We start from the raw sequence: 23,917 nt of genomic DNA on the forward strand, positions 1-23,917 counted from the left end.
GTGCCGTGCCTCCGGGACGGCTCGCCCGTCAGGCGTCCAGACATGCGGTGAGCAGTTCCACGAAACCGATGTGCTCCCGGGCCACCCCGAAGACCTTCGCCCGCAGCAGAGTGCGCTCCGCCCAGGCGCGGTGCGGCTTCACCTCGTTCATCTTGTTGGTGTACGCGGACCGCAGCACTCCGCCGCCGTCCCACTCCGGCCGCAGGATGTCCTCGGCGTCGCTGAACTCCTCGTGGCTGACGACGGAGAGCGCGTGCACCGGCGGCACATGCGAGGGGTGGATGCAGGTCTTGCCCAACAGGCCGTTGGCGCGGTCGAGTTCGACCTCGCGGAGCATCCCGTCCAGATCGTGCTCGATCAGCGCGTCACGCAGCTTCTGGGCGCGGCCCAGGAAGGGGCTGCTGCGCAACTGCGGCTTGAACATGCGCTCCGGCTGGCGAAAGTACTCCCACACCGGGCCGGTGACGGTGAAGCCGGTGCCGTCCGCCCGGCCCAGCACATTGACCACATCGCCGATGGCGGAGGCGACGATCTGCACGTCGTAGGCGGTCATCTCGGGCGAACGGCGCAGCCCGTAGACGGAGCAGAAGTCGGTGACGCCCAGGCGCAGGGCGAGCACCCGGTCGCGGAACTTGTCGACGGTACGGGCGATTCCGGCCAGCGTCGCGGCCCGGCTCTCCAGATGCAGCAGCTCCGGGGACTCCAGTACAGGCATGGCGAAGAGACGGTGGCCGCAGCTCGCGGAGGCCTCGGCCAGCGCCTCCAGGAAGGGCACCCCCCGCTCCTCGGTGAACTTGGGCAGTACGAATCCGGACAGGGTCCGGACGGCGGGGCCGAGGCGGGTCACCAGGTCGGGGATCTGCTCGGGGGTGCGTACCCGGATGAAGAGGAGGGGTGCCCCGGGCGGGCCGGAGTCGGCGCCGGGCTCAGCGGGCTCAGCGGCCTCCGTGGTGAGGGCGGTCAACTGCCGGACCAGGTTCTCCTCGGCGGCGGTGACCTCCGCGTCGTCTATCGAGTCCTCCAGGCAGAGCACCATGGAGACCACTCCGCGGCCGGCCTGCTTGCGGACGTCCTCGGCGAGGCGGGGGCGGGTGGCGGGGCTGTAGAGGGTGGCGCCGAGGGCGACGGCGAGGGTGGCGGACGGGGCGTCGGCGGTGAAGGGCGCGGGCTCCCGGTGGAAGAGGCGGTCGCGTACCCCAGGGGCCAAGTGCCCGAAATGCCGCATAAATCCCCCTGTGCCGGTTGGTGTGGAGTGGTTCGGTGTCGAGTGGTTCCTGAGCGGACCGACACAGTCCGCTGAAATGTGGCTGGTAATAGTACGTAGAAACGAATGTCATTGGTTCCCATACCGGATGACATTCGGATGGCAGGCCGGTTCACCGTATGTCCGGACCGCACCGGACGCCGGGCCTGGCCGGGTCCCGCATTGTCCCGCCCCGAGTCGAACAGGCAGGATGGCCGCATGACGCACGCCATGCTGAAGGGGTCGAACATCCCGGTCGAGGCCGCGGTGGTCCGTACCGTACTGCGGTGGACGCCGGGGCCGGGCGTGCCCGACGTCGACGCCTCCGCACTGCTGCTGGGCCCGGACGGCCGGGTCAGGTCCGATGAGGACTTCGTCTTCTACAACCAGCCGCGCCACCCCTCGGGCAAGGTCTGGTGCCTGGGCAAGAAGCCGGGCGCGGACGGCTTCACCGACACCGTGCAGACCGAACTCACCGGTCTCGACCCGCAGGTGACCAAGGTCCTCCTGGTGGCCTCCGCCGACGAGATCCCCTTCGAGCGGGTACCGGCCCTGCGCATCCTGCTGTACGACGCGGCGCACCCCGAGGCCGAGCCGGTGGCCTCCTTCGATGTGCGGCCGGAGACCGGTGGCGAGACGGCGCTGATCTGCGGCGAGTTGTACCGCCGCGGCGAGGGCTGGAAGTTCCGTGCCCTAGGCGAGGGCTACTCCAACGGTCTGGTGGGGCTCGCCACCGACTTCGGCATCTCCGTCGACGAGTCCGCCGAGCCGGACGACCCGCCGGTGAACGCCGCCCCGACGCCCGCCCCGCCCCCGCAACTCCCCGAGCCCTCCGTCCAACCGTCCCCGCAGCAGCCGCCCCCCGGTTACGGCTACCCGCCGGTCCCGGCCCAGGCGACCGTCGCCCAGGCCGGGTACGGGTATCCGGCACCGCTGGACCCCACCCAGGCGGTGCCGCCCGGACCGGGTCCCGCCTACGGCTATCCGCAGTCGGTGGCGACGGGCGAGGCCGAGTTCAACCTGCCTCCGCAGGGACCGCAGTTCGCACGGAAGTGACGGTAGGGGGTCCGATCCCGTCGGTCAGCGGTCGGCCTTCGACTTGTAGCCGCGGCCCCACTGCAACCCCCACCCGTAGAGGCGGTCCAGCTCGGCCTGGAAGCCGTAGACGAACTTGACCTCGCGGCGCACCACCAGATCGCCCTTGTTGTTCTCCAGCAGCACCACGGCACAGGAGCGGGCCTGCGGGGCGCGCTCGTCCAGACCGATCTCGATCCGGGGACCGCTGCTGGGGTAGAGCGTGACGATGGCGTGGGTGCGGTCGAAGGCCGGGGTCTGGTCGTAGATGTAGACGAAGACCAGCAGGCGCTTGATGGACTCGCGGTGGTCGAGGTTGACGTACATCGTCTCGCCGGAGCCGGAGCCGAAGCGGTCGTCGCCGGTGGACTTGACGTACGGCGGTCCGTTGAAGTCGCCGAGGAACTCGCCCAGCGGCTGCACCACGCCCTTGCTGCCGTCGGTGAGTTCGTAGAGGCAGCCGAGGTCCAGGTCGACGTCGACCATGCTCTGGGTGTGCGCCTGGACGACCTCGGGCTTGAACATGCTGAGCGGGTGGCGCAGCGAGTTGCGGCGCTGGGGGCTCGCGATGTCGCTGGTGCGCATCCGCCAGGAGAGGTTGATCCGCAGATTGCCGTTGGCCGCGCCCTGCTTGGTCAGGGACACCGCCTGGTGCCGCTTGGTCAGCTCGATGGAGTTGGTCGCCGCGCTGCCCGAGTCGAACTGGTTCGACCGCCCGCGCCACAGACCGTCCCAGAAGGACATCTCGCCCCCACACTTCTCGAAAATCGCCACCTGGACGGTCCGGGGCCGCGAAGCCCCGGACCGAGGGGACGGGGCCCGAAGCCCCGCCCGTTCCGTGCATCGGGGCGGCCCCGAGGCCCTGAGACCCCTTGGCCGCCCCTGTGGAGCGTTCCCCCGGGACGGGCGTTGTCACCCACCGTCCCCGGGTCGAACGGTCAGACGCCGGACGGGACTTCGGCCTTGTCGTCGGACGGGTCGCCGTTGCCCTCCGCCTCGGCCTCGGCACGGTTGCGGCGTACCGAGGACCAGAACGACCAGGCGATCAGGATCACACCGACGAGACCGGTGATGACCTCGTTGATCTCGTAGCGGATGGTGACGAGCAGGATCACGGCGAGGGCGCCGATCGCGTAGTGCGCGCCGTGCTCCAGGTAGACGTAGTCGTCGAGGGTGCCCTGGCGGACCAGGTACACGGTGAGCGAACGGACGTACATGGCGCCGATGCCGAGGCCCAGGGCCATCAGCACGATGTCGTTGGTGACGGCGAAGGCACCGATGACACCGTCGAAGGAGAACGAGGCGTCCAGCACTTCCAGGTAGAGGAACATGAAGAAGGCGGCCTTGCCTGCCAGCGCCACCGCCGAGACGGGCTTGCCGGAGCTTCTGGCCTCTTCCTCCGCCTCCTGCTCGCGTTCCTCTTCCTCCTCCAGCCGGTCCTCGAAGAACCCGGAGAGGCCGCCGACCACGAGATAGGTGATGAGGCCGGCGATACCGGAGATCAGTACCGTCTGCGCCTTGTCGACGTGGATGCCGCCGTGCTGGTGGGCGTGGGCCGCGAAGGTCATGGCGGAGATCAGCAGCACCACCAGCGCGATGCAGACCGAGAGCATGTCGATCTTGCCGAGCTTCGACAGCGGGCGCTCGATCCAGCGCAGCCACTGGATGTCACGCTCCTCGAAGATGAAGTCGAGGAAGATCATCAGCAGGAACATGCCACCGAACGCGGCGATCGCCGGATGCGCGTCGGTGACCAACTGCTGGTAGCGGTCCTTGTCGGTGAGGGCCAGATTGACCGCGTCGACAGGGTTGAGCTTGGCGGTGATGGCGACGATCACGACGGGGAAGACCAGGCGCATACCGAACACGGCGATCAGCACGCCGACCGTGAGGAAGATCTTCTGCCAGAAGGCATTCATCTTCTTCAGGATTCCGGCGTTGACCACCGCATTGTCGAAGGACAGCGAGATCTCAAGGACGGCCAGGATCGCCACGAGGCCGAACGCCGTCCACCCCCCGTAGAACGCCGCTGCGACCAGGCCGAGCGCCGTGATGGCGAACGACCAGCCGAAGGTTTTCAGAAGCACTGGGTACCCAATCGTGTGAGCGGGGCCGGATCCCCCCGGACCGAGTCCGAAGGGAGGTCCTCCCCCGTGCCATTCCCGGCTCTACGAAACATTGACCCCGAAGTCTAGAGCGATGCCGCGCAGTCCGGATGCGTACCCCTGTCCGACTGCACGGAACTTCCACTCGCCGCCGTACCGGTACACCTCGCCGAAGATCATCGCCGTTTCGGTGGAGGCGTCCTCGGAGAGGTCGTAGCGGGCGAGCTCCTGGCCGTCGGCCTGGTTCAGCACACGGATATAGGCGTTGCTGACCTGGCCGAAGGTCTGACCCCGATTGTCCGCATCGTGGATGGAGACGGGGAACGCGATCTTGTCGCAGCCGGCCGGCACCTTGGCCAGGTCGATCAGGATCGTCTCGTCGTCACCCTCGCCCTCGCCCGTCAGGTTGTCACCGGTGTGCTCGACCGAGCCGTCGGGGCTCTTGAGGTTGTTGTAGAAGACGAACCACTCGTCGCCGAGGACCCTGCCCGCGTTGCACAGCAGGGCGCTGGCGTCCAGGTCGAAGTCGGCTCCGGTGGTGGAACGCGCGTCCCAGCCGAGCCCGATCATCACCTGGGTGAGGTTCGGTGCGGCCTTGGAGAGGGAGACATTGCCTCCCTTGGCGAGCGTGACGCCCATGATCGTGGTCCTCCCCGAGATATGGAGCGTGAGTTGACTAGCACGACCGGCGCCGCACAGGAGTGCGGCGCCGGAAGTCGAGCGGCGTCAGGTCAGACGTTGACGCCGAAGTCCTGCGCGATGCCGCGCAGGCCGGAGGCGTAACCCTGCCCGATGGCGCGGAACTTCCACTCCGCGCCGTTGCGGTACAGCTCGCCGAAGACCATCGCGGTCTCCGTGGAGGCGTCCTCGGAGAGGTCGTACCGCGCGATCTCCTGCTCGTTGGCCTGGTTCACCACGCGGATGTAGGCGTTGCGGACCTGGCCGAAGGACTGCTGGCGGTTCTCCGCGTCGTAGATGGAGACCGGGAAGACGATCTTGTCCACGTCCGCGGGGACACCGGCGAGGTTGACCTTGATGACCTCGTCGTCGCCCTCGCCCTCACCGGTGATGTTGTCACCGGTGTGCTCGACCGAGCCGTCCGGGCTCTTGAGGTTGTTGAAGAACACGAAGTTCTGGTCGTTGCCGACCTTGCCCTCCGTGTTGGTCAGGATCGCGCTGGCGTCCAGGTCGAAATCGGTACCGGTGGTGGTACGCGCATCCCAACCGAGGCCGACCATGATGGCGGCCAGGCCGGGCGCCTCCTTGGTCAGCGAAACATTGCCGCCCTTGCTGAGGCTGACTCCCACGAGTCCTCCATTGGTTTCGGGGGCGGGGAGCCCCGTCGTGCAACTGGCATCGGATCAACGACTGGATCCTAGTGAGGGGTTCCCGGCGTGCGCAGGGCTTGGTGCAGAAGCGTCACAGAGTGTCGATCGCCTTGATGTACTCGTTGAGGTCGCGGGCGTCCGGCAGGCCGTTGACGACGGTCCAGCGGACCACGCCCTCCTTGTCGATGACGAAGGTGCCGCGGACCGCGCAGCCCTTCTCCTCGTCGAAGACGCCATAGGCGCGGGAGGTCTCGCCGTGCGGCCAGAAGTCGGAGAGCAGCGGGTACTCCAGGCCCTCCTGCTCGGCGAAGACGCGCAGCGAGAACGCGGAGTCGTTGGAGACGGCGAGGAGCTGGACGTCGTCGTTGACGAACTTGGGCAGCTCGTCGCGGAGCGCGCACAGCTCGCCGGTGCACACGCCGGTGAACGCGAACGGGTAGAACAGCAGCACCACATGCTTCTCGCCACGGAGGTCCGAGAGCCGCACGGTCTCCCCGTGCTGGTTCTTGAGTTCAAAGTCCGGGGCCTTGGTGCCGACCTCGATCGCCATGGTGACGTCTTCCTTCCTGCGGGACCGTTCAGGTGACGTCCAGCCTACGCAGTGATCCACCCGCCGCACGCCACCGGCCCGGTACCCCCGCGCCGCCCCCGCTCCCGGCCGCCCATGCGGGACCCCCGCCCGATCGGGTCGGGCGGGGGTCTCACGTCGTACTGCGATACGAGGCTCAGCGCTTCTTGGCCGCCGCCTTCGGGGTGGCCAGGCGGCTGCCCGACCAGTCCTTGCCCGCGCTCATGCTCTTCGTCTGGGTCAGACCCGCGGTCTGCGCGGCCTCGTTGATGTCGCTCGGCTCGACATAGCCGTCACGGCCGGTCTTCGGCGTCAGCAGCCAGACCGGGGAGCCCTCGTCGATCAGCGTGATGGCGTCGACCAGCGCGTCCGTCAGGTCGCCGTCGTCCTCCCGGAACCACAGCATCACGGCATCGGCGACGTCGTCGTAGTCCTCGTCGACGAGCTCGCTGCCGATGATCTTCTCGATGGCCTCGCGGAGCTCCTGGTCGACATCGTCGTCGTAGCCGATCTCCTGGACCACCTGCTCGGGCTGGAACCCCAGCTTCACTGCAGGGTTCGTCTCCGCGTGGTCCGCGGTCGCGCTCACGGGTTGCCTCCTGATCAAGTTCGGTTGTCGTCTTCAGCCACGCGCGTACGCGAAGCGTTGGCCGTAGTCCACACGGGCGGGACCGATCGCGCAAGTACCCGGCGGCGGAGACCGCCTAAACGGTGACGTTCCGGGGCGGCTCGCCGCAACTCCAGCCACCGTCCACGGTAGCGGCTGACGGACGGCACTTCGATATGCGCCGGTTCGTGAGGCTTCTCGGGACGGGCCGGAAAGCGGTGGGTGTGCGGTACCCCTGGGACCGGCGCGGACCCGGGCGTATCGTTGCGGTTTGACCGGGCTCGCCCGTGACGGCCGGAGCAGCAGGCCGTCTCGTCAGCGAAGATGACGTTCCCTTTGCCCGGGGTACACCATGGGGAACACCGGCGCCGGCACCGCGGGCGCCACCGCACGCTCCGAAGACCGACAGTGGCCGAAGCAAGCCCCCGGACAGTGAAGGAACAGCGTGGCTTCCGGATCAGATCGCACCCCGATCATCATTGGCGGCCTGCCCAGCCAGGTCCCGGACTTCGATCCCGAGGAGACCCGGGAATGGCTCGACTCCCTTGACGCCGCCATCGACGAGCGCGGCCGTGAGCGGGCGCGCTACCTGATGCTCCGCCTCATCGAGCGCGCCCGTGAGAAGCGGGTGTCCGTGCCCGAGATGCGCAGCTCGGACTATGTCAACACGATCGCCACCAAGGACGAGCCCTTCTTCCCCGGCAACGAGGACGTCGAGCGCCGCATCCTGAACGCCACCCGCTGGAACGCGGCGGTGATGGTCTCCCGCGCCCAGCGGCCCGGCATCGGTGTCGGCGGCCATATCGCCACCTTCGCCTCCTCCGCCTCGCTCTACGACGTGGGCTTCAACCACTTCTTCCGCGGCAAGGACGACGGCCGCGGCGGCGACCAGGTCTTCTTCCAGGGGCACGCCTCCCCCGGTATCTACGCCCGCGCCTATCTGCTGGACCGGCTCAGCGAGGAGCAGCTCGACGGCTTCCGGCAGGAGAAGTCGCGCGCCCCGTACGGCCTGTCCAGCTATCCGCATCCGCGGTCGATGCCGGACTTCTGGGAGTTCCCCACGGTGTCGATGGGCCTGGGCCCGCTCGGCGCGATCTTCCAGGCCCGGATGAACCGCTATATGCAGGCGCGGGAGATCGCGGACACCTCGGGCTCCCATGTGTGGGCCTTCCTCGGTGACGGCGAGATGGACGAGCCGGAGTCCCTCGGCCAGCTCTCCATCGCCGCCCGCGAGGGGCTGGACAATCTGACCTTCGTGGTCAACTGCAACCTCCAGCGGCTGGACGGCCCGGTCCGTGGCAACGGCAAGATCATCCAGGAGCTGGAGTCGCAGTTCCGCGGCGCCGGCTGGAACGTGATCAAGCTGGTGTGGGACCGCTCCTGGGACCCGCTGCTGGCCCAGGACCGCGACGGGGTGCTGGTCAACAAGCTGAACACGACGCCCGACGGGCAGTTCCAGACGTACGCCACGGAGACCGGGGCGTACATCAGGGAGCACTTCTTCGGGGACGATCAGCGGCTGCGGGCCATGGTCGAGAACATGACCGACCAGCAGATCCTGCACCTGGGGCGCGGTGGCCACGACCACCGGAAGATCTACGCCGCGTTCACCGCCGCCAAGGAGCACAAGGGGCAGCCGACGGTGATCCTGGCGCAGACCGTGAAGGGCTGGACCCTCGGGCCGAACTTCGAGGGCCGCAACGCCACGCACCAGATGAAGAAGCTGACCGTGTCCGATCTGAAGGGCTTCCGGGACCGGCTCCATCTGCCCATCAGCGACCGGCAGTTGGAGGACGGGCTGCCGCCGTACTTCCATCCGGGGCGGGACTCCGAGGAGATCCAGTACATGCACGACCGCCGCAAGGAGTGCGGCGGCTATGTGCCGACCCGGGTGGTGCGCTCGCGGCCGCTGGAGCTGCCGGGGCCCAAGACCTACGCCAGCGTCAAGAAGGGCTCCGGGCACCAGTCCATCGCCACCACGATGGCCTTCGTACGGCTGCTGAAGGACCTGATGCGGGACAAGGAGCTGGGCCGCCGCTTCGTGCTGATCGCGCCCGACGAGTACCGCACCTTCGGTATGGACTCCTTCTTTCCGAGCGCCAAGATCTACAACCCGCTGGGGCAGCAGTACGAGTCGGTCGACCGGGATCTGCTGCTCGCGTACAAGGAGTCCCCGACGGGGCAGATGCTGCACGACGGGATCTCCGAGGCGGGCTGCACCGCCTCGCTGGTCGCGGCGGGCTCGGCCTACGCCACCCACGGCGAGCCGCTGATCCCGGTGTACGTCTTCTACTCGATGTTCGGTTTCCAGCGGACCGGCGATCAGTTCTGGCAGATGGCCGACCAGTTGGCGCGGGGCTTCGTCCTGGGGGCGACCGCCGGGCGCACCACCCTGACCGGTGAGGGCCTCCAGCACGCCGACGGGCACTCCCAACTGCTGGCCTCCACCAACCCGGCCTGCGTCGCCTACGACCCGGCGTACGGCTATGAGATCGCGCACATCGTGCAGAGCGGTCTTGAGCGGATGTACGGCTCCTCGCCGGAGCATCCGCACGGGGAGGACGTCTTCTTCTACCTCACGGTCTACAACGAGCCGATCCAGCACCCCGCGGAGCCGGAGAACGTGGACGCCGAGGGCATCGTGAAGGGTCTCCACCGGCTCAGCGAGGGGCAGCAGGGCACCCTGCCCGCCCAGATCCTCGCCTCGGGTGTAGCCGTGCCCTGGGCACTCGAAGCGCAGCGCATCCTCGCCGAGGACTGGAACGTACGCGCCGATGTCTGGTCCGCGACCTCCTGGAACGAGCTGCGCCGGGAGGCGGTGGAGGCGGAGCGGCACAATCTGCTGCACCCCGAGGAGGAGCAGCAAGTGCCGTACGTGACGCGGAAGTTGGCGGATGCGCAGGGGCCGGTGGTGGCCGTCTCGGACTGGATGCGCTCGGTGCCGGACCAGATCGCCCGCTGGGTGCCGGGGACCTGGCAGTCGCTGGGCGCGGACGGATTCGGTTTCGCGGACACCCGGGGTGCCGCCCGGCGCTTCTTCCATATCGATGCGGAGTCGGTGGTGGTGGGGGTGCTGACGGAGCTGGCGCGTGAGGGTGCGCTGGACCGGTCGGTGCTCAAGCAGGCGGTGGACCGCTACCGGCTGCTGGATGTGACGGCCGCCGATCCGGGGCCGGCGGGCGGCGACGCCTGACGGATCCGCGGAAGGGCCCGCGGTGCGGGGCGGACGGGCACGGCCTGTCCGCCCCGCACCGCGTCCGGCCGCCCCGACCGCCTTCCGCCGGGCGGTGTTCACCGCTCCCAGATCTTGACGGCGCGGATGGCGTAGGCCGACCGCGGCAGCCAAGTACCGTCGCCCGGATAGGTGTTGAACTCCGCGGTCTCGGCGCACTCCGCGGACTGGTAGGTGGTCACGGGGCGGCCGGTGCGGTTGGCCAGAGCCTGGGCGCTGTGGCCGGCGGGCAGCCGTACACAGCTCTCGATGTCGGTGCCGGTCAGCTCGTAGGTGCGGTGGGCGCCGCGGTACTCGGCTCGTTCCCAGAGGCAGAGCTGCCCGGCGGCGCACTTCCCCTCGGCGGCTGCGGGCGCCGTGGCGTGGGCGGCGGTGGGTGCCGGTGCGGCGCCGAGCACCAGGGCGGCGACGGCCGGCGTCAGGAGGGCGGTGAGGGTGCGGCGGGTGGTGGTGTGCATGTGCTTCCCCGTGCTCGTTCTGGGTCGATGAGTCGATGAGTCGCGCTCATCGCACCGGTCGTTGTCGCGTCGTCGTTGTCACGTCGATCACGCCGGGCGTTGAGCGCACACCAGAACTGTTACTCAGCGTGGCATCTCTAGGGAAGAGGTCACGCTGCGTATCACCCGAAGTGGCGAAAAGCCCCACCGCGTGATGACGGTGGGGCTTGACGATCTGCTCCGCGGAGCGGCGGAGGCCGGTTGCTCAGATGTGCCCTGCACCCGCTCCGGCCTCGGCGTTCGCGCCGCGCTTGGTGAGGGTGGCGACCAGGGCGGCGATCACCGCGACCACTCCGGCGACGGTGAAGGCCAGGCCCATGCCGGAGATGAAGGTGTCGTGCACCACCGAGGTGACCTTGGCGAGGACCTGCGAGGTCATCCCCGGCGCCTGGGCGACCTGCGGGGGCACGGCGCCGATGGCCGCGGCCTTGTCCAGGCCGGGCGGCGGGGCCTGCGGCAGACCGGCCTGCGTCCAGTTGGCCGCGAGCTCGGAGCTGACCTTGCTGGACATCACGGCGCCCAGTACGGCGGTGCCGAGGCTGCCGCCGACCTGCATCGCGGCCTGCTGGAGGCCGCCCGCGACACCGGACAGCTCCAGCGGGGCGTTGCCCACGATGACCTCGGTGGCGCCCACCATGACCGGTGCGAGGCCGAGGCCGAGCAGCGCGAACCAGACGGACATCGTCCCGGTGCCGGTACCGATCGACATGGTGGTCATGCCGAACATGGCGACCGCGGTGAGCACCATGCCGCCGACCAGTGGCACCCTCGGCCCGAACTTGGTGATCAGCGCGCCGGCCAGCGGCGAGGAGACGATCATCATCGCGGTGAGCGGCAGCAGGTGGAGACCGCTGTCGACGGGGCTCATGCCGTGCACGTTCTGCAGGTAGAAGGTGACGAAGAACAGGCCGCCCATGAAGGCGAAGGCCATCAGCACCATCAGGACGGTGCCCGCGGCGAGCGGCACCGAGCGGAACATGGTGAGCGGGATCAGCGGCTCGCGGACCCGGGTCTCCCAGAGCGCGAAGACCGCGAAGAGCACCAGCGAGGCGACCAGGAAGCCCCAGGTCCTGCCGCTGCTCCAGCCCCAGCTGTCACCGGCCTTGATGAGCGCCCAGATCAGGGAGAACATCGCGGCGGAGAGCAGCGCGATACCCAGCAGGTCGAAGGAGCGCGGGGCGTTGGCCGCGCGGTGGTCCTTGAGGATCACCAGGCCGAGCAGCAGCGCGACGACGCCGACCGGCACATTGATGAAGAAGACCGACTGCCAGCTCACGTGCTCCACGAGCACACCGCCGAGGATCGGGCCGCCCGCGGTGGAGGCGCCGATGACCATGCCCCAGATACCGATCGCCATGTTGAGCTTCTCGGCGGGGAAGGTGGCGCGCAGCAGGCCGAGCGCGGCGGGCATCAGCAGCGCGCCGAACAGCCCCTGGAGCACCCGGAACGCGATCACCAGGCCGACGCTGCCGGAGATTCCGATGGCGCCGGAGGCGGCGGCGAAGCCGATCACGCCGATGAGGAAGGTCTGCCGGTGGCCGAAGCGGTCACCCAGCTTGCCCGCGGTGATGAGCGCGACGGCCAGCGCGAGGAGATAGCCGTTGGTGATCCACTGGACCTGGGCGAGCGAGGCGCCGAGGTCCTTCTGGATGGCGGGGTTGGCGATGGCGACGATGGTGCCGTCGAGGGCGACCATCATCACGCCGATCGCCACCGAGAAGAGCGTCAGCCAGGGGTGGCCGCGCAGCCCGCCGGCCGGGGGCCCTGCGGCCGGGACCGACTCTGCCGGTCCAGTCGTATCGACGGTCGTCTGACTAGTCATACGCTGGAGGCTAATGTCAGACGCTGACAGTTGACAAACCAATTCACAAGACGGCAACTGTCATATCGCTCACAGCAAGGGTGAGCTGCGGAAAGAGTCGAAATGAGGAACACGGCGTGACGTCAGTGCGGCCAGGACTTCGGGAACGCAAGAAGCGGCGCACCCGCGAGACCCTGCTGCGGTCAGCACTGGAACTCTTCATATCCCAGGGGTACGAGGAGACCACGGTCGACGAGATCGCGGCGGCGGCCGACGTCTCCCAGCGCACCTTCTTCCGGTACTTCGCCAACAAGGAGGAGGCCGCCTTCGCCGTCCAGGACCTGGTGGAGTCGCACTTCGTCTCCGCGCTGCGGGAGCGGCCGCCCGGCGAGGCCCCGCTGGACGCCATGCGGCGGGCCGTACTGGACTCCTGGGACACCATCGGTGAGGCGATCGCCGCCACCGTGCCCGTCGAACTGCACATGCAGACCTACCAGTTGATCGAGTCCACGCCCGCTTTGCTGGCCGAACACCTGCGCCGTTCAACGGAGTTGGAGGAAGAGGTGGCGCGGGTGATCGCGGACCGGGCGGGGCTGGACATGGACACGGACCCCCGGCCGCGGGTGGCGGTGGCCGCGTTCTGCGGTGTGATGCGGATGACAGGGCGGCTGTGGAGCGCCGGCGGGGACACCTCGGTGGAGACGATCCGGGACATGACCGCGCTCTACCTGGATCAGGTGGGGCCGGCGCTGACGGCGGACTGGCGTACCGCGGGGCGCACTTGAGTGCAGCGCACGCCGTAGCAGCCGTCGTGACAAACATCACGCCGTGATGCTCACCCGCCGTGATTCCCCGGGAGCGCTTGGCGGCGATTTGACCCAATCAGGCTGCTGGAAAGGTGATCCGTCTCACCCCTGGCACGAGCGGCACTCCAGGTCTCCTAGGGTGTCCCGCAGTGACTTCCTTCGACTCCTCCCCCCAACTCAACGTCTGGCGCGCGCTGCTCGCGCTGGCCGTCGTTTTCGTCATGCTCGCCACCACCGGCTGGACCGCGGTCCACCAGCACCGCAGAGCCGCCTCACCCGTCGAGGCCTCCCGCGCCGAGTGGAGCCGCGGGCACCTGGGCGGCCGCCTGCTGCCCAGCCCCGACACCTCCCCCGACCGGCTGGCCCGCTTCTTCGCCGGACTCACCGCCCGGCAGCGCACCGTCCTCGCGCTCCGATATCCGCTCGCCGTCGGCAATATGAACGGCGCACCGGTGAGCCTGCGTTACCGCGCCAACCACCGCGCCCTGGCCGACGCCCGCGCCGAAGAGCTGCGGCGAATGCACGACAACCGGCTCTCCGCGGCCGGGCACCGGGACGCCGGGCAGCGGATGCACCGCCTGGATTCGCTGATGGAGCCGGGCCGCCAGGTGCTGGCCTTCGACCCGATGGGCGCGGGGCGGGTCGCCGAGGTCCTCGGCGACCTGGGCTCCGCGCGCCGGGTCTCCGTGGTGGTGCCCGGCGTCGACACCGATCTGATGACCTTCCAGCGCACCCAGCGCAGATACGCGGCGCCCCTCGGTATGGCGGCGGCGCTGCTGCAGGCGGAGCGCCGGGCCTCGCCGAAGACCCGTACCGCGGTCATCGCCTGGGCCGACTACACGGCGCCCAGTGGGCTGGGGATGGACGCGGCGACGGCGACCCGGGCCGAGGACGGCGCGGTCCGGCTCAACTCGCTGCTGCGGGCGCTGCCCGGCCGCTCCGACGTCGCTCTCTACTGCCACAGCTACGGCTCGGTGCTGTGCGGGGTCGCGGCCCGGAGGCTGCCGGCGCGGGTCAGCGACATAGCGGTCTCCGGAAGCCCCGGAATGCGCGCCTCCACCGCGGCCCGGCTGGGCACCGGCGCCCGGGTCTGGGCGATGCGCGACGCCGACGACTGGATCCGCGACGTACCGAATCTTGAGGTCGGTGTGCTCGGGCACGGGGCGGACCCGGTGTCGCCCGCGTTCGGTGCGCGGCTGCTCTCGGCTCGGGGAGCACGGGGGCACGCCGGCTACTTCGTGCCGGGCACCGAGTCCCTGGACAACTTCGCCGCCATCGGGGTTGGCTCGTTCGGGTCGGTGCGCTGCGCGGACGGGATCGACGGCTGCCACCGCGCTCTGACCGCAAGCGTTCCGGCCTGACGCGCGTAGCGGGTGGAGAAAAGCGCGGCAAGTTCGGGCGCGCGCAGGAGGGGACGGCGGGGAGGGGTGCCGCATACGATGAGCCGCATGGGTGACGTACTGGCCGGATTCAATGCCGTCTGGGAGCTCGACTCCGATTCCGTGCTCATCCGCTTCGAACGGGGCATCCGCACACCGCGGCTCTTCCAGGCACTCGGTGAACGCCGCATTCCACATGCGGCGCTGGCAGAGGTGACACTCACCCCGGGCAAGCGGGGCACCGTCGTGCTGCGCGCGGTCCCGAGACCGGGCGCCGATCCGCTGATGGACGCCGCCGCCGGCCAGTTGAAGGCGTCGGGCGACCCGTACCGGCTGGTGCTGCCCGGGGAGCGCGAGGAGCAGGCCGCGTACTGGGCCGGGGAGTTGCGGACCCGGGTGCACGGCAAGGACGAGCCGGCCGAGCACTATCTGGTGCCGGCCCCGGACGCGCCGCTGCAGTTCAAGGCGTACGACGCCAAGGCGTCCTTCGACGGCAAGACGGTGTCGTTCCGCTGGTTCTGGACCGGGGCCTCCTCCGCCAAGTGGAAGGCGGGCGACCAGAGTTTCCTCCTCTCCGACCTGGCCGGGGTCGAGTGGCGCTCCCCCGAGCTCAGCGAGGGGCATCTGCGGCTGCTGCGCCGGACCGGGCCCGAGGAGGCCCAGGTCGACCAGGACCCGGCCTCGGTGGTCTTCGGCCTCGGCTACGGGCCGGTGCACGAGTCGCTGCCGTTCGCCGCCTCGGTGCTGTCCGCGCTCAGGTCCTCGACCGGGCCGGCCGCCGACTCCGTACCGGTGGCGGTCGGCGCGGTGTCCGCCCGGCGGGATCCGGCGGACATCGCGGACCGCATCCGCCACCTCGGCGAGCTGCACCAGGCCGGACTCGTCACCGACGAGGAGTTCAGCACCAAGAAGGCGCAACTGCTCGCCGAGCTCTGAACTCCCGCCCGGCCGCCGCCCGCAGAGCCCTACTCCCGTCCCGCCGAGGTGAAGGACATATCGGCGTAGCGGTTGCCCGCGACCTGTGCCGCGAGGGGTTCCAGTAGTGCCAGCTCGTCCTCGGTGAGCTCGATCCGGGTGGCCGCGGTGTTCTCGTCCAGGCGGGAGGGCTTGCGGGTGCCCGGGATCGGCACCACGGTCAGCCCGTGCACCCGGGACCGCTGCTGCACCCAGGCCAGCGCGATCTGCCCGAGGCTCGCGCCGTGTGCGTCGGCCACGGTGCGCACGGTGTCCAGCAGGGCCGCGTTGGCGGTGGCGTTGGCGGCGCTGAAGCGGGGCTGGTGACGGCGGTAGTCGCTCGCGTCCAGCGTCCGGTCCGGGTCGGCGAGGGCACCTGTGAGGAAGCCCCGGCCGAGCGGCGCGTACGGCACCAGGGCCGCCCCGAGTCCGGCGGCGGCGGGCACCACCGAGGCCTCGATGTCCCGGCTGAAGAGGGACCACTCGGACTGGACGGCGGCGATCGGATGCACCGCGTGCGCGGCCCGCAGCTCCTCCGCGGTGACCTCGCTCAGGCCCAACTGCCGGACCTTGCCCGCCTGTACCAGCTCCGCCATCGCCCCCACGGTCTCCTCGATCGGCACCCGCACATCGCGCCGGTGCAGGTAGTACAGATCGACCGAGTCCACCCCTAGGCGCCGCAGGCTGGCGTCGATGGAGGCGCGGACGTAGGAGGGCTCGTTGCGGATGATCCGGCGGGCGGGGTCCGCAGGGTCCAGGGACAGGGCGAACTTCGTTGCCAGCACGAGCTGTTCGCGGTGGGCGCGGACGAAGGGCGAGAGGAAGCGCTCGTTCTCGCCGTCCCCGTAGACGTCGGCGGTGTCGAAGAGGGTGACGCCGAGTTCCAGGGCGCGTTCCAGGGTGGCGCGCGCCTGGTCGGTGTCGGTGGGGCCGTAGCCCCAGCTCATTCCCATGCAGCCGAGTCCCTGGACGCCGACCTCGGGTCCCGCGGTGCCGAGCTGGGCTGTGGTGATCGTGCTCATCCGGTCCGCGGCCTTTCCGGCGCCTGCTCGGCACCGCCATAGATGTCGATCTTGTAGTCGAGTACGGCGAGGGTGTCCTGGAGCTCCGCGATCCGGGACCGCACATCCCGGCGGGTCTGCTCCAGCAGCTCGCGCCGCTCCGGGAAGGTGTGCGCGCCGGCCCGCACCAGCTCCGCGTAGCGCACCATGCCCGCCACCGGCATCCCGGTCTGCCGGAGCTTGCCGACCAGGCTCAGCCAGTCCAGGTCGCCGTTGCTGTAGCGGCGCTGGCCGGTGTGGGAGCGGTCGACATGCGGCATCAGACCGATCCGCTCGTACCAGCGCAGAGTGTGGGCGGACAGGCCGGTACGGGCGACGACCTCGCTGATCGTGTACTGGTCCCGGCCGTCGGGACGCGGGGGCGGACCGGGCTCTGCCGTACAGCAGGCGGGCGGTTCGGGGGGCGTGGGTGTGGGCGTGGCCGTGGTCTCCATCACCGTCATGGCCACCACGCTAGGACCTTCGAGTGCGCTCCAGGCAAGAACGTCCGGTGGCGCGGCCCCTGCCGGGAGCGGTACCGGGGGCCGGTCCTGGGCCGGACGGCGGCCGGTTAGGCTCGCGGCCATGCAGAGCCTGGCACAGATCGAGACATGGCCGGTCCCGGCCGCCGCAGCCGCCGTCGTCCGCGCGGACGGCACCCTGGCCGGCGCGCACGGCCCCACCGGCCGCCGCTTCCCACTCGCCTCGGTCACCAAGCCGCTCGCGGCCTACGCGGCGCTGGTGGCCTACGAGGAAGGAGCGGTGGAACTGGACGAGCCGGCCGGGCCCGCGGGCGCCACCGTGCGGCATCTGCTGGCGCACACCAGCGGCCTCGCCTTCGACGAGGACCGGGTGGCGGCGGAGCCGGGGGCCCGGCGGATCTACTCCAACACCGGCTTCGAGGCGCTGGGCCGGCACATCGAGGCGGCCACCGGCATCCCGTTCCCGGAGTATCTGCGGCAGGCGGTCTTCGAGCCGCTCGGGATGGCGGACAGCTCGCTGACGGGCGCCTGCTCCCCGGCCGCGGGCGCCGAGTCCACCGTGGACGACCTGGTGCGCTTCGCCGCCGAACTCCAGGCACCCCGGCTGCTCGACCCGCGTACGGTGGCCGAGGCGATGACGGTGCAGTACCCCGGGACCCGCGGCATCCTGCCCGGCTACGGGAGCCAGAACCCGAACGACTGGGGCCTGGGCTTCGAGATCCGCGACGGCAAGTCCCCGCACTGGACCGGGAGTTCGTCCTCACCGCGTACCTTCGGCCACTTCGGCCAGTCCGGCACCTTCCTCTGGGTCGACCCCGACGCCGGCGCCGCCTGCATCGCCCTCACCGACCGGGACTTCGGCCCCTGGGCCATCGAAACCTGGCCCGCCTTCACCGACGCGGTACTCGCCGAACTACGCGGCCGAGCCCCGGCCTAGGGTGCCCCTTCCATCTCCCACACCAGGAACTCAGCCCGCTCCCCCGCCGCCGCCTCCAGTCCCTCCTCCGCGGTGATCCGCGCCGCGTCCCCCGGCCCCAGCACCACCGGCGGCCCCCCGCCGCCCCGCCGCGACAGCACCAACTCACCGGCCACGACATGCACATAGACATGAGGGGCATCGGGTACGGCCGTACGCTCCCCGGCGGCGAGGCGGCGGACGTGCAGCAGGGCGCCGGCCTCCGGCAGTGCACAGGGGGTGGCGTCCGGGAGGCCGCGCACCACCCGGTAGGAGGGCTCGCCGCCGGGCCGCAGGGGGGCCAGCCACATCTGGACGAAGACCAAAGGCCCGGCACCGTCGTTGCGTTCCACATGCCGGACGCCGCCGCCCGAGCTGAGGTGCTGCACATCGCCGGGGCGTACCACGGTGGCGTGGCCGGTCGAGTCGCGGTGGGTCAGCTCGCCCGCCACGACCCAGGTGACGATCTCGGTATGGCTGTGCGGGTGCTCGCCGAAGCCCGCGCCCGGCGCCAAGCGCTCCTCGTTGCAAGCCAGGAGTGCGCCGAAGCGCAGATTGCCGGGATCGTAGTGGGGTCCGAAGGAGAAGGCGTGCCGGGACTCGATCCCGGCCTCCGCGTCCCCGCCCCGGTACCGCTCCTCGGAACGCCGTACATCCATCACGGCCACCACGTTAGCCCCGGCAGCTCATCCGACCGTCCCGATAAGGCAGGCTTGTCCACGTGCCCGAACCCGAAACCAGCAACACCGAGCCCGGCGCAGCCGCCGCGCATACGCACTCCGCGACGCTGAAGCGGCTGGAGAAGTCGTCCGGCAGTCTCGCCGCGCAGGCCATCGCGCGGATGGACGAGACACTGCCCTGGTACCGGGCGATGCCCCCGGAGAACCGGTCCTGGATCGGTCTGGTGGCGCAGGCCGGTATCGCCGCGTTCACCGAGTGGTTCCGGCACCCGGACGCACCGCAGGCGATCTCCACCGACGTCTTCGGCACCGCACCGCGGGAGTTGACCCGGGCGATCACGCTGCGGCAGACCGTGGAGATGGTGCGCACCACGATCGAGGTGATGGAGTCCGCCATCGACGAGGTGGCGGCGCCCGGCGACGAGTCGGTGCTGCGGGAGGCGCTGCTGGTCTACGCCCGCGAGATCGCCTTCGCCACCGCGCAGGTCTACGCGCAGGCCGCGGAGGCGCGCGGCGCGTGGGACGCCCGGCTGGAGTCGCTGGTGGTGAACGCGGTGCTGTCCGGCGAGGCCGACGAGGGCGCCGTGTCCCGTGCCGCGGCCCTCGGCTGGAACTCGCCGGAGCATGTGTGCGTGGTGCTGGGCACGGCGCCGGACGGGGACAGCGAGCTGACCGTGGAGGCGATCCGGCGGGCCGCCCGGCACGCCAAACTCCAGGTGCTGACAGGGGTGTTGGGGGATCGCCTGGTGGTGATCGCGGGCGGCAGCGACAGCCCGCTCCAGGTGGCCAGGTCACTGATCGGGCCGTATGCGCCGGGCCCGGTGGTGGCCGGTCCGATCGTGCCGGACCTGCTGGCGGCGACCCGCTCCGCGCAGGCCGCGGCGGCCGGGCTCAAGGCGTGCTCGGCGTGGCAGGACGCACCGCGGCCGGTGCTCGCCGACGATCTGCTGCCGGAGCGGGCGATCGCCGCAGACCCTTCGGCGCGGGCGCAGTTGGTGGAGGAGATCTACAGACCGCTGGAGGAGGCGGGCTCGGCCCTGCTGGAGACCCTCTCGGTCTACCTGGAGCAGGCGAGCAGCCTGGAGGGCGCGGCCCGGATGCTCTTCGTCCACCCGAACACCGTCCGCTACCGGCTACGACGTGTGACTGACGTCACCGGCTGGTCGCCGTCGGATGTGCGTTCCGCCTTCACACTGCGGATCGCCCTCATCCTGGGGCGGCTTGCGGATGCGGACACTCCGTTTTAGCCGTTTGTCGGAGACCTACAATTCCCTTTGTGGTTCTTCGTCCCTGTCCCCACCGGCGTCACCCGCCGTAGACAAGAGAGAGTGTGAGAGTGCTCGTACTCGTCGCTCCCGGCCAAGGCGCCCAGACGCCCGGCTTCCTGACTCCCTGGCTCGAACTGCCCGGTGCCGCCGACGTGCTCGCGGACTGGTCGGACGCCATCGGACTCGACCTCGCCCACTACGGCACCAAGGGCGACGCGGACGAGATCCGCGACACCGCCGTGGCGCAGCCGCTGCTGGTCGCCGCCGGCCTGCTGTCCGCCCGCGCGCTGGGCGAGACGGCCCCCGATGTCGTCGCCGGGCACAGCGTGGGCGAGTTCACCGCCGCCGCGGTCGCCGGAGTGCTGGACGAGACCTCGGCACTGCGACTGGTACGACGCCGCGGGCTGGCCATGGCCGAGGCCGCCGCGGTCACCGAGACGGGCATGGCGGCACTCCTCGGCGGTGAACCGGAGAAGGTACTGCCGCGGCTGGAGGAGCTGGGCCTGACCGCCGCCAATGTGAACGGCGCCGGCCAATTGGTGGCCGCGGGCACCGCCGGGCAACTGGCCGCGCTGGCGGCCGACAAGCCGGAGGGGGTGCGCCGGGTGGTCCCGCTCAAGGTGGCCGGCGCCTTCCACACCCCGCACATGGCGCCCGCGGTGGAGCAGCTCGCGGCCGCCGCGGCCGAGACCACCCCGGCCGACCCGAGCACTGTGTACGTCTCCAACAAGGACGGGCGCAGCGTGGCGTCCGGAGCCGAGGTCGTACAGCGTCTGGTGGGGCAGGTGGCCAGCCCGGTCCGGTGGGACCTGTGCCTGGAGACCTTCCAGGGGCTGGGGGTGACCGCGCTGGTGGAGCTGTGCCCCGGCGGCACCCTGACCGGGATCGCCAAGCGGGCGCTGCCCGGCGTGCGGACCTTGGCCCTGAAGACCCCCGACAACCTCGACGAGGCCCGCGCGCTGATGCGCGAGCACACGGCCGACGGCACGGCAGCCGCCGACCCGACGGCCTGAGAAGGAGCCCGAAGAGCATGTCGAAGATCAAGCCGAGCCAGGGCGCCCCGTACGCGCGGATCCTCGGGGTCGGCGGTTACCGGCCGACCCGGGTCGTGCCCAACGAGGTCATCCTGGAGAAGATCGACTCCTCCGACGAGTGGATCAGGTCCAGGTCCGGTATCGCGTCCCGGCACTGGGCGTCCGACGAGGAGACCGTCTCCGCGATGTCCGTGGCCGCCGCCGGCAAGGCCATCGCGGACGCCGGGCTGGACGCGGCGCAGATCGGCGCCGTGGTGGTGTCGACGGTCTCGCACTTCGCGCAGACCCCGGCCATCGCCACCGAGATCGCCGACAAGCTGGGCACCGACAAGGCCGCCGCCTTCGACATCTCCGCGGGCTGCGCCGGCTTCGGCTACGGCCTGACCCTCGCCAAGGGCATGGTCGTCGAGGGCAGCGCGGAGTACGTGCTGGTGATCGGCGTGGAGCGGCTGAGCGATCTGACCGACCTGGAGGACCGGGCGACGGCCTTCCTCTTCGGTGACGGCGCGGGCGCGGTCGTGGTCGGCCCCTCCAAGGAGCCGGCGATCGGCCCGTCCGTGTGGGGCTCCGAGGGCGACAAGTCCGACACCATCAAGCAGACCGTGTCCTGGGACCGCTTCCGGGTCGGCGATGTGGCCCAACTGCCGCTCAACGACCGGGGCGAGGTGCGGTTCCCCGCGCTGACGCAGGAGGGCCAGGCGGTCTTCCGCTGGGCCGTGTACGAGATGGCGAAGGTCGCCCAGCAGGCGCTGGACGCGGCCGGGGTCTCCGCGGACGAGCTGGACGTCTTCATCCCGCACCAGGCCAATATGCGGATCATCGACTCGATGGTGAAGACGCTGAAACTGCCGGAGCACGTCACCGTCGCCCGCGACATCGAGACCACCGGCAACACCTCGGCCGCCTCCATCCCGCTCGCCATGGAGCGGCTGCTGGCGACCGGCGAGGCGAAGAGCGGGGACACGGCGCTCGTCATCGGCTTCGGGGCGGGTCTCGTCTACGCCGCGACGGTCGTTACCCTCCCCTAGACACCGTACGGTTCATCCGTACTTGTGCACCTTCCTCCGGACCGATCCGGCGGAGGGTGGCCACCACCCCCAGAAGGAACACACCGAAGGAGCGCCGACATGGCCGCCACTCAGGAAGAGATCGTCTCCGGTCTCGCGGAGATCGTGAACGAGATCGCCGGGATCCCCAGCGAGGACGTCCAGTTGGACAAGTCCTTCACGGACGACCTCGATGTCGACTCGCTGTCCATGGTCGAGGTCGTCGTCGCCGCGGAGGAGCGCTTCGACGTGAAGATCCCCGACGATGACGTGAAGAACCTCAAGACCGTCGGCGATGCGACCGACTACATCCTCAAGCACCAGTCCTGATCCGGGCCTGAGGCTTGTGCCTGCCGCCACCCGGCGGTGGCGCCGCTGACCCTCGTAATGGAGAAAGATTTCCTGTGAGCTCGACCAATCGCACCGTGGTCGTCACCGGTATCGGCGCAACCACACCGCTGGGTGGCGACGTAGCGTCCACCTGGGAAGGTCTCATCGCCGGGCGCTCCGGTGTCAGTCCCCTCACCCAGGACTGGGCGGAGCAGTTGCCCGTCCGCATCGCCGCGCAGATCGCGGTGGAGCCGGGCGAGATCATCCCCCGGCCGCAGGCGCGCCGCCTGGACCGCTCGGCGCAGTTCGCGCTGATCGCCACCGAACAGGCCTGGGCCGACGCCGGGTTCACCGGCAAGGCCGGTGAGGACTCGTCCGTCGACCCGGACCGCCTCGGCACCGTCATCGCCTCCGGCATCGGCGGCGTCACCACCCTCCTCGACCAGTACGACGTACTGAAGGAGAAGGGCGTACGCCGGGTCTCCCCGCACACCGTGCCGATGCTGATGCCGAACGGGCCCTCGGCCAACGTCGGTCTCGCCGTGAACGCGCGGGCCGGTGTGCACACCCCGGTGTCCGCGTGCGCCTCGGGCGCCGAGGCCATCGGCTACGGCATCGAGATGATCCGCAGCGGCCGGGCCGACGTGGTGGTGGCCGGCGGCACCGAGGCGGCGATCCACCCGCTGCCCATCGCCGCCTTCGGCAACATGATGGCGATGTCCAAGAACAACGACGACCCGCAGGGCGCCTCCCGCCCCTACGACGTGGACCGCAACGGCTTCGTCCTCGGTGAGGGCTCCGGCGTGATCGTGCTGGAGTCCGAGGAGCACGCCAGGGCCCGCGGCGCGCGGATCTACGTGGAGGCCGTCGGGCAGGGCATCTCCGCCGACAGCCACGACATCGTGCAGCCCGAGCCGGCCGGCAACGGCATCGCGCACGCCCTGCAGAACCTGCTGGCCAACACGGACATCGACCCGTCCGAGGTGATGCACGTCAACGCGCACGCCACCTCCACCCCGGCCGGTGACATCGCGGAACTGAAGGCGCTGCGGAAGGTCTTCGGCGACGACACCGACCATATGGCGGTCTCCGCGACCAAGTCGATGACGGGACATCTGCTGGGCGGCGCGGGCGGTGTGGAGAGCGTGGCGTCGATCCTGGCGCTGACCAACCGGATCGCCCCGCCGACCATCAACATCGCCCGGCTGGACCCGGAGGCCGAGGCCAGTGCCGATGTGGTGCGGAACGAGCCGCGGAAGCTGCCCGCGGAGGGCCGGATCGCCGCGCTGAACGACTCGTTCGGCTTCGGCGGCCACAACGTGGTCCTCGCCTTCCGCACCATCTGACAGCCGTACGTGAGGAGGGCGCCCCCACCGGTGGGTGGGGCGCCCACCTGGGCGGCGTGGGCGGTCGGGGGTCAGACCACCAGGTGGAGCCAGCGGACCCTGTCTATTATACACAAAAGAAACGGCCCGCGAAGGTCGAGGT

General features: G+C 70.2%; 23 protein-coding genes. 11 read left to right on the top strand and 12 right to left on the bottom strand.

Annotation, left to right across the window (positions count from 1 at the left end):
• Positions 1-28 precede the first annotated feature (28 nt).
• Positions 29-1,225 (bottom strand): HpcH/HpaI aldolase/citrate lyase family protein, encoded by a 1,197-nt coding sequence (locus ACFVST_RS10030; protein ID WP_390148713.1) that lies wholly within the window; start codon positions 1,223-1,225, stop codon positions 29-31.
• 237 nt (positions 1,226-1,462) lie between these two features.
• Between ACFVST_RS10030 and ACFVST_RS10035 the strand changes: the two genes are divergently transcribed.
• A complete protein-coding gene (locus ACFVST_RS10035) occupies positions 1,463-2,299 on the top strand; it encodes a TerD family protein (RefSeq protein WP_390148714.1) in 837 nt (278 codons plus the stop codon).
• A 24-nt stretch (positions 2,300-2,323) separates the two neighbouring features.
• Here the strand turns inward: ACFVST_RS10035 and ACFVST_RS10040 are convergent, their stop codons facing one another.
• The 6 genes from ACFVST_RS10040 to ACFVST_RS10065 form a co-directional block, all read right to left on the bottom strand.
• Complete coding sequence (locus ACFVST_RS10040; protein ID WP_390148716.1) at positions 2,324-3,061, bottom strand: Tellurium resistance; 738 nt, start codon at positions 3,059-3,061, stop codon at positions 2,324-2,326.
• 194 nt (positions 3,062-3,255) lie between these two features.
• Positions 3,256-4,404: a DUF475 domain-containing protein gene (locus ACFVST_RS10045; protein WP_390148718.1), complete on the bottom strand. Its 1,149-nt coding sequence runs from the start codon at positions 4,402-4,404 to the stop codon at positions 3,256-3,258.
• 81 nt (positions 4,405-4,485) lie between these two features.
• A complete protein-coding gene (locus ACFVST_RS10050; protein WP_390148720.1) occupies positions 4,486-5,061 on the bottom strand; it encodes a TerD family protein in 576 nt (191 codons plus the stop codon).
• Positions 5,062-5,153: 92 nt separating this feature from the next.
• Complete coding sequence (locus ACFVST_RS10055; protein WP_390148722.1) at positions 5,154-5,729, bottom strand: TerD family protein; 576 nt, start codon at positions 5,727-5,729, stop codon at positions 5,154-5,156.
• 112 nt (positions 5,730-5,841) lie between these two features.
• Positions 5,842-6,300 (bottom strand): peroxiredoxin, encoded by a 459-nt coding sequence (locus ACFVST_RS10060; RefSeq protein ID WP_390148724.1) that lies wholly within the window; start codon positions 6,298-6,300, stop codon positions 5,842-5,844.
• A 175-nt stretch (positions 6,301-6,475) separates the two neighbouring features.
• On the bottom strand, positions 6,476-6,907 hold the full coding sequence (locus ACFVST_RS10065; RefSeq protein ID WP_390148725.1) for a DUF3052 domain-containing protein: 432 nt from the start codon (positions 6,905-6,907) through the stop codon (positions 6,476-6,478).
• A gap of 463 nt (positions 6,908-7,370) precedes the next feature.
• On the opposite strand from ACFVST_RS10065, the gene aceE reads away from it, so the two are divergent.
• A complete protein-coding gene (gene aceE / locus ACFVST_RS10070; RefSeq protein ID WP_390148727.1) occupies positions 7,371-10,118 on the top strand; it encodes a pyruvate dehydrogenase (acetyl-transferring), homodimeric type in 2,748 nt (915 codons plus the stop codon).
• A gap of 98 nt (positions 10,119-10,216) precedes the next feature.
• Here the strand turns inward: aceE and ACFVST_RS10075 are convergent, their stop codons facing one another.
• Entirely contained in the window at positions 10,217-10,615 is a 399-nt protein-coding gene (locus ACFVST_RS10075; protein WP_390148729.1) for a peptidase inhibitor family I36 protein, read from the bottom strand.
• Positions 10,616-10,859: 244 nt separating this feature from the next.
• A complete protein-coding gene (locus ACFVST_RS10080) occupies positions 10,860-12,476 on the bottom strand; it encodes an MFS transporter (RefSeq protein WP_390148731.1) in 1,617 nt (538 codons plus the stop codon).
• Between the two features lie 116 nt (positions 12,477-12,592).
• Between ACFVST_RS10080 and ACFVST_RS10085 the strand changes: the two genes are divergently transcribed.
• From ACFVST_RS10085 to ACFVST_RS10095, 3 genes are all read left to right on the top strand, one after another.
• Complete coding sequence (locus ACFVST_RS10085; RefSeq protein WP_390148733.1) at positions 12,593-13,240, top strand: TetR family transcriptional regulator; 648 nt, start codon at positions 12,593-12,595, stop codon at positions 13,238-13,240.
• Between the two features lie 170 nt (positions 13,241-13,410).
• Positions 13,411-14,622: an alpha/beta hydrolase gene (locus ACFVST_RS10090; protein WP_390148735.1), complete on the top strand. Its 1,212-nt coding sequence runs from the start codon at positions 13,411-13,413 to the stop codon at positions 14,620-14,622.
• A 78-nt stretch (positions 14,623-14,700) separates the two neighbouring features.
• Positions 14,701-15,576, top strand: a complete 876-nt coding sequence (locus ACFVST_RS10095) for a DUF4429 domain-containing protein (protein WP_390148737.1) — start codon at positions 14,701-14,703, stop codon at positions 15,574-15,576.
• Between the two features lie 29 nt (positions 15,577-15,605).
• Here ACFVST_RS10095 and ACFVST_RS10100 read toward each other — a convergent pair whose 3' ends face one another.
• Positions 15,606-16,616: an aldo/keto reductase gene (locus tag ACFVST_RS10100; RefSeq protein ID WP_390148738.1), complete on the bottom strand. Its 1,011-nt coding sequence runs from the start codon at positions 16,614-16,616 to the stop codon at positions 15,606-15,608.
• On the bottom strand, positions 16,613-17,098 hold the full coding sequence (locus tag ACFVST_RS10105; RefSeq protein WP_390148740.1) for a MerR family transcriptional regulator: 486 nt from the start codon (positions 17,096-17,098) through the stop codon (positions 16,613-16,615). Before ACFVST_RS10105 ends, ACFVST_RS10100 begins: the two co-directional genes overlap by 4 nt.
• A gap of 121 nt (positions 17,099-17,219) precedes the next feature.
• Here ACFVST_RS10105 and ACFVST_RS10110 point away from each other — a divergent pair, with 121 nt between their 5' ends.
• Complete coding sequence (locus ACFVST_RS10110) at positions 17,220-18,053, top strand: serine hydrolase domain-containing protein (protein ID WP_390148742.1); 834 nt, start codon at positions 17,220-17,222, stop codon at positions 18,051-18,053.
• Here the strand turns inward: ACFVST_RS10110 and ACFVST_RS10115 are convergent.
• The gene (locus ACFVST_RS10115) at positions 18,050-18,730 is read right to left on the bottom strand and encodes a pirin family protein (protein WP_390148773.1); all 681 of its coding nucleotides are present in this window, start codon (positions 18,728-18,730) and stop codon (positions 18,050-18,052) included. The two genes, ACFVST_RS10110 and ACFVST_RS10115, sit on opposite strands and share 4 nt — an antisense overlap.
• A 62-nt stretch (positions 18,731-18,792) precedes the next feature.
• Here ACFVST_RS10115 and ACFVST_RS10120 point away from each other — a divergent pair, with 62 nt between their 5' ends.
• The 5 genes from ACFVST_RS10120 (at position 18,793) to ACFVST_RS10140 (ending at position 23,775) form a co-directional block, all read left to right on the top strand.
• Positions 18,793-19,998, top strand: a complete 1,206-nt coding sequence (locus tag ACFVST_RS10120; protein ID WP_390148744.1) for a PucR family transcriptional regulator — start codon at positions 18,793-18,795, stop codon at positions 19,996-19,998.
• Between the two features lie 89 nt (positions 19,999-20,087).
• Complete coding sequence (locus tag ACFVST_RS10125) at positions 20,088-21,032, top strand: ACP S-malonyltransferase (RefSeq protein WP_390148746.1); 945 nt, start codon at positions 20,088-20,090, stop codon at positions 21,030-21,032.
• A 17-nt stretch (positions 21,033-21,049) separates the two neighbouring features.
• On the top strand, positions 21,050-22,081 hold the full coding sequence (locus tag ACFVST_RS10130; protein WP_390148748.1) for a ketoacyl-ACP synthase III: 1,032 nt from the start codon (positions 21,050-21,052) through the stop codon (positions 22,079-22,081).
• Positions 22,082-22,180: 99 nt separating this feature from the next.
• A complete protein-coding gene (locus tag ACFVST_RS10135; RefSeq protein ID WP_390148750.1) occupies positions 22,181-22,429 on the top strand; it encodes an acyl carrier protein in 249 nt (82 codons plus the stop codon).
• A gap of 74 nt (positions 22,430-22,503) precedes the next feature.
• Entirely contained in the window at positions 22,504-23,775 is a 1,272-nt protein-coding gene (locus ACFVST_RS10140) for a beta-ketoacyl-[acyl-carrier-protein] synthase family protein (RefSeq protein WP_390148752.1), read from the top strand.
• Positions 23,776-23,917: the final 142 nt, after the last annotated feature.

The organism is Streptomyces sp. NPDC058045 (assembly GCF_042885635.1).
Classification (GTDB): Bacteria; Actinomycetota; Actinomycetes; order Streptomycetales; family Streptomycetaceae; genus Streptomyces.